This is a genomic window from Hymenobacter defluvii, assembly GCF_017589435.1.
Taxonomy (GTDB): domain Bacteria; phylum Bacteroidota; class Bacteroidia; order Cytophagales; family Hymenobacteraceae; genus Hymenobacter; species Hymenobacter profundi.
The window spans coordinates 1-12,704 of the sequence record NZ_JAGETX010000034.1 but is presented as its reverse complement, the minus strand read 5'-3'; the positions used below and the strand labels follow the sequence as shown (position 1 = coordinate 12,704).

General features: G+C 54.1%; 14 protein-coding genes. 8 read left to right on the top strand and 6 right to left on the bottom strand.

Going from position 1 to position 12,704, the window contains the following annotated elements:
- The first annotated feature begins 79 nt into the window (after nt 1-79).
- Entirely contained in the window at nt 80-277 is a 198-nt protein-coding gene (locus tag J4D97_RS24090) for a DUF6756 family protein (RefSeq protein WP_432207229.1), read from the top strand.
- Between the two features lie 107 nt (nt 278-384).
- Here the strand turns inward: J4D97_RS24090 and J4D97_RS23800 are convergent, their stop codons facing one another.
- Nucleotides 385-1,284, bottom strand: a complete 900-nt coding sequence (locus J4D97_RS23800) for a S41 family peptidase (RefSeq protein ID WP_208309494.1) — start codon at nt 1,282-1,284, stop codon at nt 385-387.
- A gap of 356 nt (nt 1,285-1,640) precedes the next feature.
- Between J4D97_RS23800 and J4D97_RS22130 the strand changes: the two genes are divergently transcribed.
- The 4 genes from J4D97_RS22130 (at nt 1,641) to J4D97_RS22115 (ending at nt 5,564) form a co-directional block, all read left to right on the top strand.
- On the top strand, nt 1,641-2,219 hold the full coding sequence (locus tag J4D97_RS22130) for a DUF6273 domain-containing protein (RefSeq protein WP_208309493.1): 579 nt from the start codon (nt 1,641-1,643) through the stop codon (nt 2,217-2,219).
- Nucleotides 2,220-2,588: 369 nt separating this feature from the next.
- Nucleotides 2,589-3,005, top strand: coding sequence for a hypothetical protein (locus J4D97_RS22125; RefSeq protein WP_208309492.1), 417 nt, complete (start codon nt 2,589-2,591; stop codon nt 3,003-3,005).
- A 577-nt stretch (nt 3,006-3,582) separates the two neighbouring features.
- On the top strand, nt 3,583-4,797 hold the full coding sequence (locus J4D97_RS22120) for a glycoside hydrolase family 76 protein (protein WP_208309491.1): 1,215 nt from the start codon (nt 3,583-3,585) through the stop codon (nt 4,795-4,797).
- 188 nt (nt 4,798-4,985) lie between these two features.
- On the top strand, nt 4,986-5,564 hold the full coding sequence (locus J4D97_RS22115; protein ID WP_208309490.1) for an HPP family protein: 579 nt from the start codon (nt 4,986-4,988) through the stop codon (nt 5,562-5,564).
- 22 nt (nt 5,565-5,586) lie between these two features.
- Here J4D97_RS22115 and J4D97_RS22110 read toward each other — a convergent pair whose 3' ends face one another.
- Together J4D97_RS22110 and mobV are read right to left on the bottom strand one after the other, a co-directional pair.
- Nucleotides 5,587-5,805: a hypothetical protein gene (locus J4D97_RS22110; RefSeq protein WP_208309489.1), complete on the bottom strand. Its 219-nt coding sequence runs from the start codon at nt 5,803-5,805 to the stop codon at nt 5,587-5,589.
- Between the two features lie 258 nt (nt 5,806-6,063).
- Nucleotides 6,064-7,539, bottom strand: a complete 1,476-nt coding sequence (mobV, locus tag J4D97_RS22105) for a MobV family relaxase (RefSeq protein WP_208309488.1) — start codon at nt 7,537-7,539, stop codon at nt 6,064-6,066.
- A gap of 889 nt (nt 7,540-8,428) precedes the next feature.
- Between mobV and J4D97_RS22100 the strand changes: the two genes are divergently transcribed.
- Genes J4D97_RS22100 through J4D97_RS22090 form a run of 3 tightly spaced genes read left to right on the top strand, consistent with a single transcriptional unit; the run spans nt 8,429 to nt 10,448 of the window.
- Nucleotides 8,429-9,367, top strand: coding sequence for a replication initiation protein (locus J4D97_RS22100; protein WP_208309487.1), 939 nt, complete (start codon nt 8,429-8,431; stop codon nt 9,365-9,367).
- Between the two features lie 26 nt (nt 9,368-9,393).
- A complete protein-coding gene (locus tag J4D97_RS22095; RefSeq protein WP_208309486.1) occupies nt 9,394-9,684 on the top strand; it encodes a hypothetical protein in 291 nt (96 codons plus the stop codon).
- Nucleotides 9,681-10,448 (top strand): Fic family protein, encoded by a 768-nt coding sequence (locus tag J4D97_RS22090; RefSeq protein WP_208309485.1) that lies wholly within the window; start codon nt 9,681-9,683, stop codon nt 10,446-10,448. The genes J4D97_RS22095 and J4D97_RS22090 overlap by 4 nt, the downstream gene beginning before the upstream one ends.
- Before the next feature lie 49 nt (nt 10,449-10,497).
- Here the strand turns inward: J4D97_RS22090 and J4D97_RS22085 are convergent, their stop codons facing one another.
- The 3 genes from J4D97_RS22085 to J4D97_RS22075 all read right to left on the bottom strand — a co-directional run bounded on the left by J4D97_RS22085 (nt 10,498) and on the right by J4D97_RS22075 (nt 12,460).
- On the bottom strand, nt 10,498-10,806 hold the full coding sequence (locus J4D97_RS22085) for a hypothetical protein (protein WP_208309484.1): 309 nt from the start codon (nt 10,804-10,806) through the stop codon (nt 10,498-10,500).
- 79 nt (nt 10,807-10,885) lie between these two features.
- Nucleotides 10,886-11,542, bottom strand: coding sequence for an AAA family ATPase (locus J4D97_RS22080; RefSeq protein WP_208309483.1), 657 nt, complete (start codon nt 11,540-11,542; stop codon nt 10,886-10,888).
- Between the two features lie 327 nt (nt 11,543-11,869).
- The gene (locus J4D97_RS22075; RefSeq protein ID WP_208309482.1) at nt 11,870-12,460 is read right to left on the bottom strand and encodes a hypothetical protein; all 591 of its coding nucleotides are present in this window, start codon (nt 12,458-12,460) and stop codon (nt 11,870-11,872) included.
- Nucleotides 12,461-12,704: the final 244 nt, after the last annotated feature.

The following is a 12,704-nucleotide window of genomic DNA, read 5'->3' as shown; positions in this document are numbered from 1 at the left end:
CGCTGGAAAGCACTTTGGTCGACATAGGCACTGGAAGGTAAGACTTGCCACTGTCTGTTTTCACTAGACCACCTCAAATATAGATCCGAGTAAATTCTGGCTCTTTGAAGGCAGCGTTCAGGCAGTGCAGCTAGTACTGCATGAATTCTATGCTTTCGAGTACTACGTTGTCTCCAAGAAGTATCACTGGCTACTGTGCGAGACAGATCACGACGAGCTGATTGGTCTGGGGACCATTATTTCCAAGATGCATTCTCTAACAGCTGGAAAATGTTGAAGTCGCCTTGTACGCTTCCCACCGAAGTAAACCACTCATCAGGTAATGAAAACACGCTTTTCTCTACCCTGTGACTGGCTCCCATAAACGGGAAGCGCACAATACAACTACTGCTTGCGGTTGCCTTTGGCCTTTCGTAGCCACTGTACAGCCGCTTGTACTTTCGCGTCCTGCATCAAGTCGTGGAAGTTGTCCCCGCCGGCAATGAGCACATCCGGCAGCAGGTTGGCTTTGTAAGCTACCTGATTGCGGTCTGCATCCTGTAAGCCGGCGATGGTCAGATAGGCAGTCCCCTGGATGCGGTAGCTTTCGTTGGCCGTCGTCGCGCCATAGGTGGGCTCGCCAAAGAAACGCGTGGCCGGCCGGCCTTTCAGGCTGATCGCCACGATCTCGCCCGAGCTGGCCGTCATCCCACTGAGTAGGACGGCGATGGGCTTATCCGCTCTCCGGGCCGGACACCGCTGTTTGAGCGTGGTGACCTGCAGCGTGTCCATATAAAAGTTGCCCTGGCGCAGATACCACTGTTGATCCGCCCTACCATCTTTGTCGACAAAACCGCCCAGGTGGCTATCCCCCAACAAAGGTGCAATGCCGGCCAGCATGGGCGCCATCGCCCCGCCGTCATTCAGGCGTAGGTCCAGTATCCACGCCCTGACGTTATCGGGGTCGAGGCGGCACAGCGAGTCCTGCACCATCTTGGCCGCGTCGCGCATCTGCTGTAAACTCCCCCCGGCATTGATACCCGGCAGTTGAATGTAGCCAATGCGGTGGGGAAGCAGTTGCACGAGCACACCGGGCTTCTTCGCTAGCGCCTCTTTCACAACCTGATTGGCGTAGGCTGGGCGCGCAGGATTACGCCATTTATACGACTTGCCTTGATACGTGAGCCACCCGTGGTCGTCTTTGAGTTGCTCGAACACGAAGGAGTAAACGGGCAGCAGGTCCCGAATCGTTTGGGCCCCTTGTACCCGCTGAAACACCGTGTGGCGAAAGGTGGGCCAGTCCACAGTCGCGCGTTCCAGCGAATACGTTTGCAAGAGTTGCAAACTCTTGTCTAAGAAGGCGTACACTGAGTCCGGAAGGGCACTGGCGCTCGTCTGCGCCTGCACTGCCGCGGGACTTAATAGCAACAGGAAGAATACATAGCATCGTCTCATATCTACAAGATGCTCTGCACAGGGTTAGCGTTGCCTGGTTTTGCCTATGTTCCCATAGCACCACTATCACGCACCGTGTACAGCACGAGAACCGCATCATCAACCAGTACACGGCCCCTGACTGCACACCCTCCCGGTTCATGCCCTGAAATGAGGTACCCGCGACTCGCAGCCTGTATCTTTAAGCGTGCAACGCGACTCGCAACATGAAACCAGGCGACCTTATCTCTTTTGGCCAGTACCGGTGGCGAGTGCTGGCCCGTACAGACAACCGGGCACTACTTATCACCGAAGCGATACTAGAACTACGGTGGTATCACACGCAGTTTGTAGACGTAACCTGGGCCGAGTGTGAGATAAGAAAGTACCTGAACGAGGTGTTGTACACCACCTTCACCCCCAGCGAGCAAGCGAGGGTCCTTCCCGTTACCAACGAGAATCCCGACAACCCGTGGTTTCGAACAAGTGGAGGAACTACCACCACGGACCGCATCTTTCTGCTGAGTCTGGAAGAGGTGTGCCAGTATTTCGGCAACAGCGAAGCTAGCCTACAGACCAAAGGTCGTCAAACCTGGTGTATCGACGACGAACACAACGCCAACCGACAAGCAACTTATGGGGCTACTTTCCACTGGTGGCGACTTCGTTCGCCTGGCTACTATGCACGTACGGCGGCGAGCGTCAATGCCGCCGGCCAGGTTTACGTCCGGGGCAATGGCGTTTCCGGCCGACCTAGAGACGGGGGTGGGATGCGCCCCGCTTTGTGGCTAGAGCTGGAAAAGTAAGTTTTCTGCTGTCCCTGGCGCAGCAGTTACCCTTCCCTAACACGGTAATCGAGCAACAGGCAACACTCTCCTTACCGAAGCAGATCATGCCCACCACGTATTGCGGGCCCACAACTCTGGCCCACGGAGCTTGCCCAGCAGATGCAGGCGTTGCGGAATGCCATTCAGCAAGCCGGCCCCCCCTTACGTTAGAGCAAGTGGCCGCTCGGTTCAAGCGTACGAAGCCCGAGAAGGTGCGACCTCTCCTGGACACGCTTGCGGCCTTATCTTTGCTTCGCTTAACCGACAACGGTATGCCTCTTAGCAACGCTTGCATGCGTGCGTCACGGCACTTGTTTGTTGTTGGACTACTATACTACGCGCTGGTTTATGCCCCTTACCGCACACGCCCTCTATTTCGAGAACCCCGTCGGTCGCCTCACCGAGCACGCCGATGGGTATGCCATTGTGCAATACAAACCTGGCAAACGGGTGTTCAACGAATTCCAAGCCTTGCTCACCCATCTGGGTCAGTTGCTACACCGGCGCAATTGGCACAAGGTACTCACCGATCAGCGGGTGATGACACCCTTCACCGAGCAGGAGCGCATTTGGATCAACGAGCGCTGGATGCATACGCCGCTGGGGGTACAGCAGGAACGCGCAGCGGCGGTCTTACTCCCCCACGACGTATTTGCCCGCTTAGCCACGAACTTGGTTATACATGATGCCCGCGAAGGCGCGCTTACCTACCACATCTTCGAAGAGGAGGCCGCAGCAGGCGCGTGGCTACGGCAAGCGCAGTAGGTTGCTGCTTGCGTTCGCCAAACACGACCTCAGAAGGCTCGTCCCTTGCTTGACACGCGCACGACCTTGTCCTTACTGCACCTAACAGATAATGGCTATGCCTCCTAGTATATCAGAGAGTCCCTCACACAAGGGACTCTAGTAGGAGAACTCACTGTTTGAGTTGATTCACAACCCCTAGTTTGTATACCTACTACAAAAGGCCGGCTATGTAGCCGGCCTTTTGTAGTAGGTATACAAACTGAGCAATACTCGATCCTTATGTCACAAACTCATCCTATGACAACCAAGAGTAGCCTAAAAACCACGGGGAGATGAATCGTGCAACAGAAAGGCAGCTGAATATTTATAAGGCACCACATCTATTGTATTGACTAGCATACACTTGTCTTTATACAGCAAAACGATAGGGTAGTGGGATAATACAGTAGTAGTACTTGCAATGACGTCACAAAAACTAGTAGAAGTTCCTAGTTGAAGGCGGAGGATCGCTATACATTGAGGTACCCTTGCCAGCCCTTCGGTCTAACGAAGCGCAGGTTCCTAGTGCTCTATTTACCCACCAAACTCCCATCCTATGCAAACCAACGATGCGCCCTCCCTCCCCCAGCTTCAGGCCTTCGCGCCGACCGGACTACAACAGATGCTGCGCCGGGGTGTCCTGCCGGCCGTGCTGCTGAGCCTACTCGCGGGTTGCCAAGAGAAGGCCTTCACGGAGGACTCCACCACCGGCATAGCCCCTACCCAGGTCAGCGCGCTGGCCGTGGTTCCCAAAAGTGAAGCCCTGCTGGCGCTGACTAGCTATGACAACAAGTACTACAACCAGTACGGCACGTATGGCCCTACCTTCAAGGCCAACTACTGGTTTGATGTGGCCAAAACCCGGCGGATGGACTTCTGGACCCAGGCCGAGGCCATCGAAACCGTCATCGACGCCTACAATGTCAACCCCACCACCGAGTACAAAAACAAAATCCAGTACCTCTACAATGGCATGCGCGATGCCCACGGCACGCTGTGGAGCAGCAACGAATTCAACGACGACATCATCTGGGGCTCGCTCATGTGCGTGCGCGCCTACGAGATCTGGAACGACGGGGGCATGCTCACCATGGCCCGTCAGAACTTTGACTTAGTCTGGGCTCGTGGCTGGGACACAACGCTGGGCGGGGGCTTGTGGTGGAAAACCGATAAGCTCTCCAAAAATACCTGCGTCAATGCGCCGGCCGTGATTTGCGCCATGCGGCTCTACAAAGCCACCGGCGATGTCAGCTACCGCGATAAGGCCAAGATGATCATGGACTGGATGGCCCCGCGGTTTTACGTCGCCGCCACAGGGGAAGTGAAAGGGGCCATGAATAAAGCAGGACAAATCACAGAAGGCGCCTTATTGTACACGCAAGGCACCTTCATCGGGGCAGCCAATGAACTGCGGCCCTACTACAACAGCCCCGACTACTGGGGCATGGGGCTGCAAGCGATGAACTATGCGCGCACCAGTTTATCCAAATCGCCCGGCGGCATCCTGCAGGATGAAGACGCCGTGCTGGACATTCAGGGGGGCAAATCCATCTTCGCGCGCTGGGCCTGCATTTTCGTGAAAGAAACCGGCACCGCCGCCACGTATGGTCCTTGGCTGGACCTGAATGCCAGCCAGGCGTGGTCGATCCGCAACTCGAACGGGTTGATGTGGAATCTGTGGAGCACGCGTACCTCCGACACGGAGAACCTGAACTCGTGGCGCACGAACGGCGGCGTGTCCATGATGCTAAACCTCTCCCGCTTCCGCTAGCCTACAAGCTACATTGTCTGATAGATTCCGACAGTAGTAAAGCGTAAAGAACATGAAAGCCCCTCCGATGAGGGGCTTTCTCGTCTGCATGAAGGCGCACCAGCGGCCGGCGCGCGGCGATAGCCCGGCTATGGGAGTTATCTTTGCTGGTCACTACCAAGGGCAGCGGAACCTGCCTTCTTACCTACATGCGTAAAAAACTACTGCGACACGCCCGCCGCATCCGCGTGGTTGCGTATCAAGAAACCCTATTCGATGCGCAAGAGCACCTATGGACGCTGCTGGGATCCTTCGGGGGGATTGCCTTGGTTGGGCTACTTAGCCAGTATGTCCTAACGCTGACGGATACCCCCTTACTGGTGGGCTCGTTCGGCGCCTCCTCCGTGTTGATTTATGGCGTGATCAACAGCCCGCTGGCTCAACCCCGTAACCTGCTGGGCGGGCACGTCATCAGCGCCCTCATTGGCGTCAGCGTTCACCAATTGGTGCCGCACGAACTCTGGTTGGCCTCGGCCCTGGCCGTCTCCCTCTCTATTGTGGGCATGCAGATCACCAAGACACTCCATCCGCCTGGCGGCGCCACGGCGCTGATTGCCAACATTGGCTCACCACAACTCAAAGCCCTGGGCTACTGGTACGTACTGGTACCCGTATTCGTCGGAGCCCTACTGTTACTACTGGTGGCACTGCTGGTAAACAATCTGCCGGCTACACGCACGTACCCGGCGAATAAACACTGGTATAAGATCTGGCGTCGACGCTACTAGGCTAGCTTCTGTCGTCTCTTTCCTAACCGATACCCATCCCCCGTTCCGGTCCGCGCCGCTCGTGTTCCCGTTCCCGCTCCAAGGTGCGCACGGCGCTCGTGCGTGAATTATGATGCCCGTAGCTTTCCTCCAGTAGTGTATCCTTAGACCGTTGCACCTTATCCAGCACTTGGCTGATGCGCTCGATGGTCTCCCACTCAAAGAAGTAGCTGACGCGTAGTCTTACCCGTTGGTCGGGCAATACTGGGTATTGTTAAACAAATAGGGGAAAACCTCCGAGTCCATAGCCAAATGGCTTGGTCACTCGTGACAAGGTGCAAAAGCGGTATAAGAGCATCGAAAACCTGATAGTCTTATACGCTCCTTAACGCAATCGAAAGTGGGTGGCGAAAACGAACGTTAAGACTATCGTTTCGACCAAATATCAGGTAACATATTGACAAACAGAATACTACTTATGAAAATCAGGTGGCTGTGCTCCTGAGTCGGAGGTCTTGCCCTATTTGTTTAACAACACCCATACTTCTTGTTGCCACACATTAGCCCCCGCCTTTTCCAGCGCTTCTTCAATACTGTCCGCTTCCGCCGCGTCCCGCGCCTGGATCACGGCGTGCAGTGCCGCGGAATTCTGGGCCAGCTTCTCCCGGCGCTGCTGCTCTTCGCGCTGCTGCCGCGCCGCCTCCTGCTGCTGCGTGCGCTCTATCGCTTGTTGTAGCTGCGCCCACAAGTCCTGCCCATTCGGCCGCAGGTCCAGGAGTGGAAAGCGCACCTGCGTGCTCTGCTCGCGCACCAATAACTCATCTTGCCCACGCAGTTGGTAGACCTTGTACCCTGTGGCTTGCAACGTCTCTAGCAGTTGATCCGAGTTGGCCACGGGTCCTTGCAGGAAGGTCTCGACTACCCGGGTGGCCCGGGCCTGGCTTTGCTGCTGTTGCGTTGCGGCCCAGTCCTGCGCAGACTTGCTGAGTGGTTCCTGCTGAGCCGTGAGCACTAAGAGGTGGTGAAACTTCTGCCGCACCGAAGCCAACTCCTCGGTTTTGGTCGTGAGCTCCTGCGTCTTCTGGGCCAGCGCCGCGGCCGTCTGCTGCTCGCGCTCCTTGCTGGTGGCCAGCTGCTTTTCCAGTACCCGCGCCCGGTACTGGGCCAGCGTGTTGGCCGTGGCAATGAGGGATACCTGCGCCAGCTTGGCGTTGACGGCCGCTACCTGCTGGGCCAGGTGCTCGTTGAGGCGGGCCTGCTCCCGTTCCAGGTACGCTTGGGGGCTCACCCGCTCCAATGGCTTGATAGCCGGCAACTGAAAGGGCGCGTGCACCAACGGCTTGGTCAACTCGGCCAGCTCCTCCTGACTCGTTTTCTGCGCCCCGTAGTAGCGGCGTACGTCCTCGTGGATGGCGGTGCTGTACATCACCCCGCGCTGCAACCCGTAGGGTGCCATGGCCTTAGCGTAGTCCGTTTGCAGCTTGCGCAGTTCCACAGGGCCAAATACGTCGCGGCAGGACAAGCGCTCCACGGCTCCCACTCGCTCGCCTTCGTGCAGGCGCTGCTGCTGGGTGATGGGAACCACGACCGCATGAATATGGGGTGTGAGCTCGTCCTGGTGCAGCGTGAAGCTGACGACGTTACGCGCACCATAGCGCTGCTGCAAAAAGTGCAAATTATCCTCTACCCACGCCGAGCCCCGCATATCCTGCGCTTTGCCCTGCGCATCGCGGGTGAAGGTTTCCGGGCTACCGGTGAGCAAGACCTCCACGGCGCAGACGGCGTCGCGGCGCACGCGGGTGATCCCGGCTTCTTGGATACGCTGCTGCGCCAGATCCCAATAATTGCGTTGCGTGTGGTTAAGTAGCTCTTGGTTGCGGCTGAACTGTTCGGGATCGGCATTGGGCGTATGCTGGGTGCGATAATTATGCTGCGTTTTGGAAGTAGCGCTGCTGTGGGATTTGATCTTACCAATACGAAGGATAGCATACGCCATAAAACTGATAGGATTGTGATGGCTAGATTGAGTAACGAATAAAAGTTAGCGTTTTGTAACTACACTGTATACAGGCAATGCGTAGTAAGTTTACACTTATGGGTCCATTGCAGCCGCCTGCAGGGAACGTATCACACGTGGGTTTCAGTGTCTTGACTTGTTGATAAGTCAAGACAAACCGGTCTGGTGTGCAGTAGAGGCTATGACCTGTAGCTAGATATTGAACAACAGGGTTTTCACTATAGCAAACCGGGAAACGGTAGCTGTTAAGCTGCACACGAAAAACGACTTTTTATCAGCGATTTCTCTTCTACCGCAGGAGTACCAGCCAGGCCGCAGTACATAGGTCGCTTCTCGCATAGACTTTAGGTAAGGAGATGGCAGTATGGGTACATGGTTGGCCGGTGCGACTGATAAAAAGTCGTTTCTCACACTACGCTGGTTGGTAGAGTTATCGCTGCATGGCTACTAATAATTATATACGGGCATAAGATAGTATTAGAAAAGTACAAATCTCGCGGGCCCTTTTTAGGCTTTTTTGTGCCGCGTGTTTTGTTGTTTCCTCTGCCGTTCTCTAGATAGTATTTTCACCCTTACAAGCTTGTACTCTGCGCTCGCGTGCGGATCAACAAGTTGTGTATTTATAAAGCTTTGTCTATTTGCAGGGCTCATAACTAGCTAGTAATCTATCCATTACGTTGCTTTAAAACGACTTTTTATCAGTTTAAAACGACTTTTTATCAGTCGGTTACTACTTTTTATCAGTCGGTTACTACTTTTTATCAGTCACTCGGAAAGGGAGCGACTACTTTTTATCAGTTTAAAACGACATACAAAAACGATTGTAGTTTTTATCAGGATTTCTATCTTTGTGTTCTACCCTATGGCTATGGATCATACTGAATCACTGGAAGTACGGCAGCATAATGCGATAACAACAGCTCGCTACGACTACACCGCGTGTCAACTCGACTTGCTGTTCTTTCTTCTTTCCAAGCTACGACGTGAGGACAAACCGAATCAGGAGTACCAGATCCACATGAGCGAAGTGGTGGCCATGACGGGCCGCGAATGGCACTACAAACAGCTACGGGAAGCCACCGAGTCCATGGGCTCGCGCATGTTCGAAGTGGAGACCGACAAATCCTACGTGCAGCTGTGGATGTTCCAGAAGGTGGAGTACGTGAAAGGTCAGGGCTTCTTGCGCATTCGCCTCTCGGAGGATATTCGCCCCTACCTGTTCGAGCTGAAAAACAACTTCACTTCCTACCAGCTTTTCTCGGCGCTGAAGATCTCCAGCAAGTACGCCAAGCGCATCTACCAACTGGCCTCGCAGTGGAAAGACATTGGCGAAACCAAAACCTACGAGCTGGATGAGTTGAAGCTCATGCTCAAACTCAAGGACCCCAAAGGCAAGGAGCCGGAGCAGTTTCAGCGCATCAGTGATTTGAAGTCGAAGGTGCTCGATATTGCCGTGCGGCAGATCAACGAGAATACCGAGCTCAAAATCGGCTACACCCTGCTCAAGCAGGGGCGCTCCTTTCACGCCGTTCGCTTCTACGTCACCAAGCAAGAACCCAAGCAGCTGCCGATTCCCTTCGAAGAATCCCCCGATGCGGCCAAGACGCTGATGGCGCGCCGGCACCTGGAGTCGCTGGGCATCAAAGACCCCAAATTGGTGAGCCGCATCATCGGGGATGAGCAGCTCGTAAACGAGTTGTTCAAATTCATGTACCGCCTGAAGACTGACAAGATCAAGGCCGATAAGAATCCGGCCGGCCTGCTATTGACCGTACTCGGGCTTACAACGCCTGCCAAGACCAGCTAACGTGCGCGCCTCTCCCCTACCCCGCTATGACCTCGCGTAACCAAGAAGCCTATCGTGTGCTCAGGGCTTACCTGACGCACTTACTGACTGATCCACGGGACAAAGCCCTAGAGGAAGTACCGGCGCCGTTACGGGCCAGCGTAGAAGCGTTTATGCTGGGCAAGACGGTCTACCACGATGCGCACGACCAGCCGATCATTTACGCGCACGATCTGGCCGCCTGGGCCTACCAGGTGATTCACGTTTCGGGGCTAGAGTATCCGGTGTCCCTGGCCAGCGTAGACATTGATAGCCTGCGCCAGGCGATGGCGGCATGAGGTGGGAGGAAATCGAGCGCTTGACTGCCTTGGTGCATCAGTTACCGGCTGCCGACCGGCTGTCCCGCCAGCAACTCAACCACGTGATGGTATCGGCGCACTCGACGATGCTCGAGGGCTCCCGGGTAACGGTCCAGTCAGCCTTTGATTTTTTGGTGGGCGAAGAGGCTAAGATTGACCAGAGCCTCCCTTGGGACGGCTACGATATGCTGGCCGATCACGCCCAGGCGTTGGACCTAGCGTTGCAGTGGGCCCATGAGCGGCGGCTTCCCTCCCCTGGGCTGCTACAAGAATTAGCGGGCGCTGTGATGCGCACGACGGGGCTACGCACCAATAGCATCCTGGGGAGTACGGATGCGGCCAAGGGTGACTTTCGCTTGGACAAAGTATCCATCCTGGGTGCCAGTTCTTTTCCCAATGCCCAGAAGGTACGGCCGCTCGTTGAGCAGTTAACCCGGCAACTCGCGGCGCGCATGCCCCAGGCGACGACGCTGCCCGAGCAGCTCCACGTGGCCTTTGATGCCCATCAGCAGCTCGTGAGCATTCACCCCTTCAATGACGGCAACGGGCGCACGTCGCGCCTGCTAATGAATTACGTGCAGCACTACTACCGGCAGCCCCTAACCATCGTCTTTCGGGAAGACAAGCGGGCCTACTTTGAAGCATTGGAAAGCAGTCGACGCACAGATGATCTAACCCTCTTTCGCGACTTCATGCTAGGACAGCACGCTAAATCATTGCAGCACTACTTATTGCCTATCTAGTATACAACTAATTTTACAACTAAAAACAGAACCCAATAAACAAGTTTTTTTAGTTCTGTTTCTTATTCTCTTTCGCTATCTTTTCTGTTACGGCCGACACGACGAAATCGTGAATGGAGATTCGGTCCCGCTTGGGTAGGCGGTCCTGAATGGCGCGGATCTGCGCCAGTTCACTCTCGTAGATTTTAAAGGTGAAGGACTTGAGCTTGTCCTCTTCTTGAGCCGTCGGAGTAGGTGCCGTGGGTACCTCTATCGTGGAGCCCCCCTTATTGATCATCTCCTGCATGGCTGAGTTTGCCAGTGTTGTCGGGGCGGGCGGGGTAGGAGGGAGGCCCAGCTTTGGTTTCTTAGTCGCCATCTGTTGTCAGATAAGTTCTACAATCTATTCTACTTTTGGAAGTAGATCTAGTTGTAAATCTAGTTGTTGATGTACTTCTTTATTTACTTGCTATCACAGCGGCTTGCACGCTGCTGCACAGCTCATTCACTTCCGTTATTGCTTTGTCGTCCGCTGGCTTTACCTCAAGAACGCCAAGACCTGAGGCAGCTGCGTTGGCAAATGAGATGCGGTTGCCAACAGTTGCCTCTAAAAACTGCAGGTGCTCGGAGCTACGCAGCAACTCGGCCGCTTCTTCTTTATAGGTACCGCGGGCGTCGGCCTTGTTGATGAAGGTCAACGACCGTAGGGTAGGGTTAAAGGGTGCCACCTCCGCAATTAGGTTCTCGACTTTACGCAGGGTCCAGATGTCGAGCGAACGAGGAGCGAACGGTACAAGATAGACCTGGGACACTGTCAAAGCAGAACGCTGGCTAACGGTATCCCGGCCACCCGTGTCAATGACAATATCGTCGTACTTGCCAGCCAAGCGCAAGACGTTTGCGTTGAGTTCCCGTCCCGTTACTTTCACTGCCGTGTAACCCAACTCACCTTCCAGCGTCTGATGCCGGAAAGAAGTAAAATCTGTGGCCGATTCCTGGTCGTCGGCGTCAATGAGCAGCACATCCCGTCCCTGTTGTAGCAGAAAGACTGTGAGGTTCGTCGCAATCGTGGTTTTACCACTTCCTCCTTTGATACCGCCTACCGTGTAGATCATGTTGTCGTTGTTAAACCGATACCAGTTGTGATTTTAGTTGTAAATCTAGTTGTTCATTCACTTGTCTACAACAATCAGGTGTTAAATAGTAGCATCGCACTGCTTGACTGAACACTATAGAGGTTTTTATAACGTTTGCTGATGTCCGTTCTTTAAACGTTATGAACCTCAGAGGTAAAGCGATTTTATGAACTAGTAAGAGAACTTAACCCGCAGCTTAAGCAGGAAGCGCAGCGCCAGGTGGCCCAGTAGCGCGTACGCCAAGCTGGACAGCAGCACAGCCATGGTGGTGAAATAGGTATATGAGGCTGGTTTTAATCGAATGATTTACACTAAAAACAGCTTCGCGTAATCGTGGCAGATATCAGTTACCGCTTGCCGGTCACTGTCTGTTGCTTGAACTATCTCTAAGTCCTCGTTGAGTATGGCCGTTATCATACAGCCTTCTCGATAGAAGAAATGGTAGCCCTGCTCTTCTAAATCTAAAAAGGCAGCTCTAGCATTCAACATGCTGCTGAGGTGAACAAACCAGTTTTTAATGCTAGGGGAGGTTTGAAATAGCCTGCTCATACCAGAAGCGGCAGCAGTGAAGCTGACAAAAGAATAGTCACTCGATGATACTTGCTTGATATCAAGATAGATACATCCGATGCGCCCTGTATTATGAGTAGGAAAGTACTCTGGATAATTACTTTCTTCATTGAACAGGAGCCTCCTCGTCCAAGCATCCCCATATCTATCACGGACGATCTTGTTTAGGTAGTCCACTAGCACTTCATCAAGTAGGAAGTTTAATGTAACGCAAGTGCCAAAAGGCTCCGCTAACTGCTCAATCGAGCCATTCTCAGAAATATGCGTTAGCAACTGCTGCTCATCCGACCGCTTGATAAGCAGTACGAAGCTGTAGTCAAGCCCCATTGCGTAAGAGGGTAAAGAAAGGATGGTTTTGTATAGCTAAAGTACCACATCGACGCCAGGCCGCACTAGGGGGTAAAAACTACCATTTTTCCAAGTCTGCGCTTATAAGCAATGTTATGTTAATCAGCTTTTTCAAGATAAAGGCGGGAGTAATGGTACTTCTCTACTTGGGATGGTCCAGTAAAAACGGACAGTGCGCTAAGATAGGCTGATTTGAAAGTCGCGTTCGAATTGATGGGGCGAG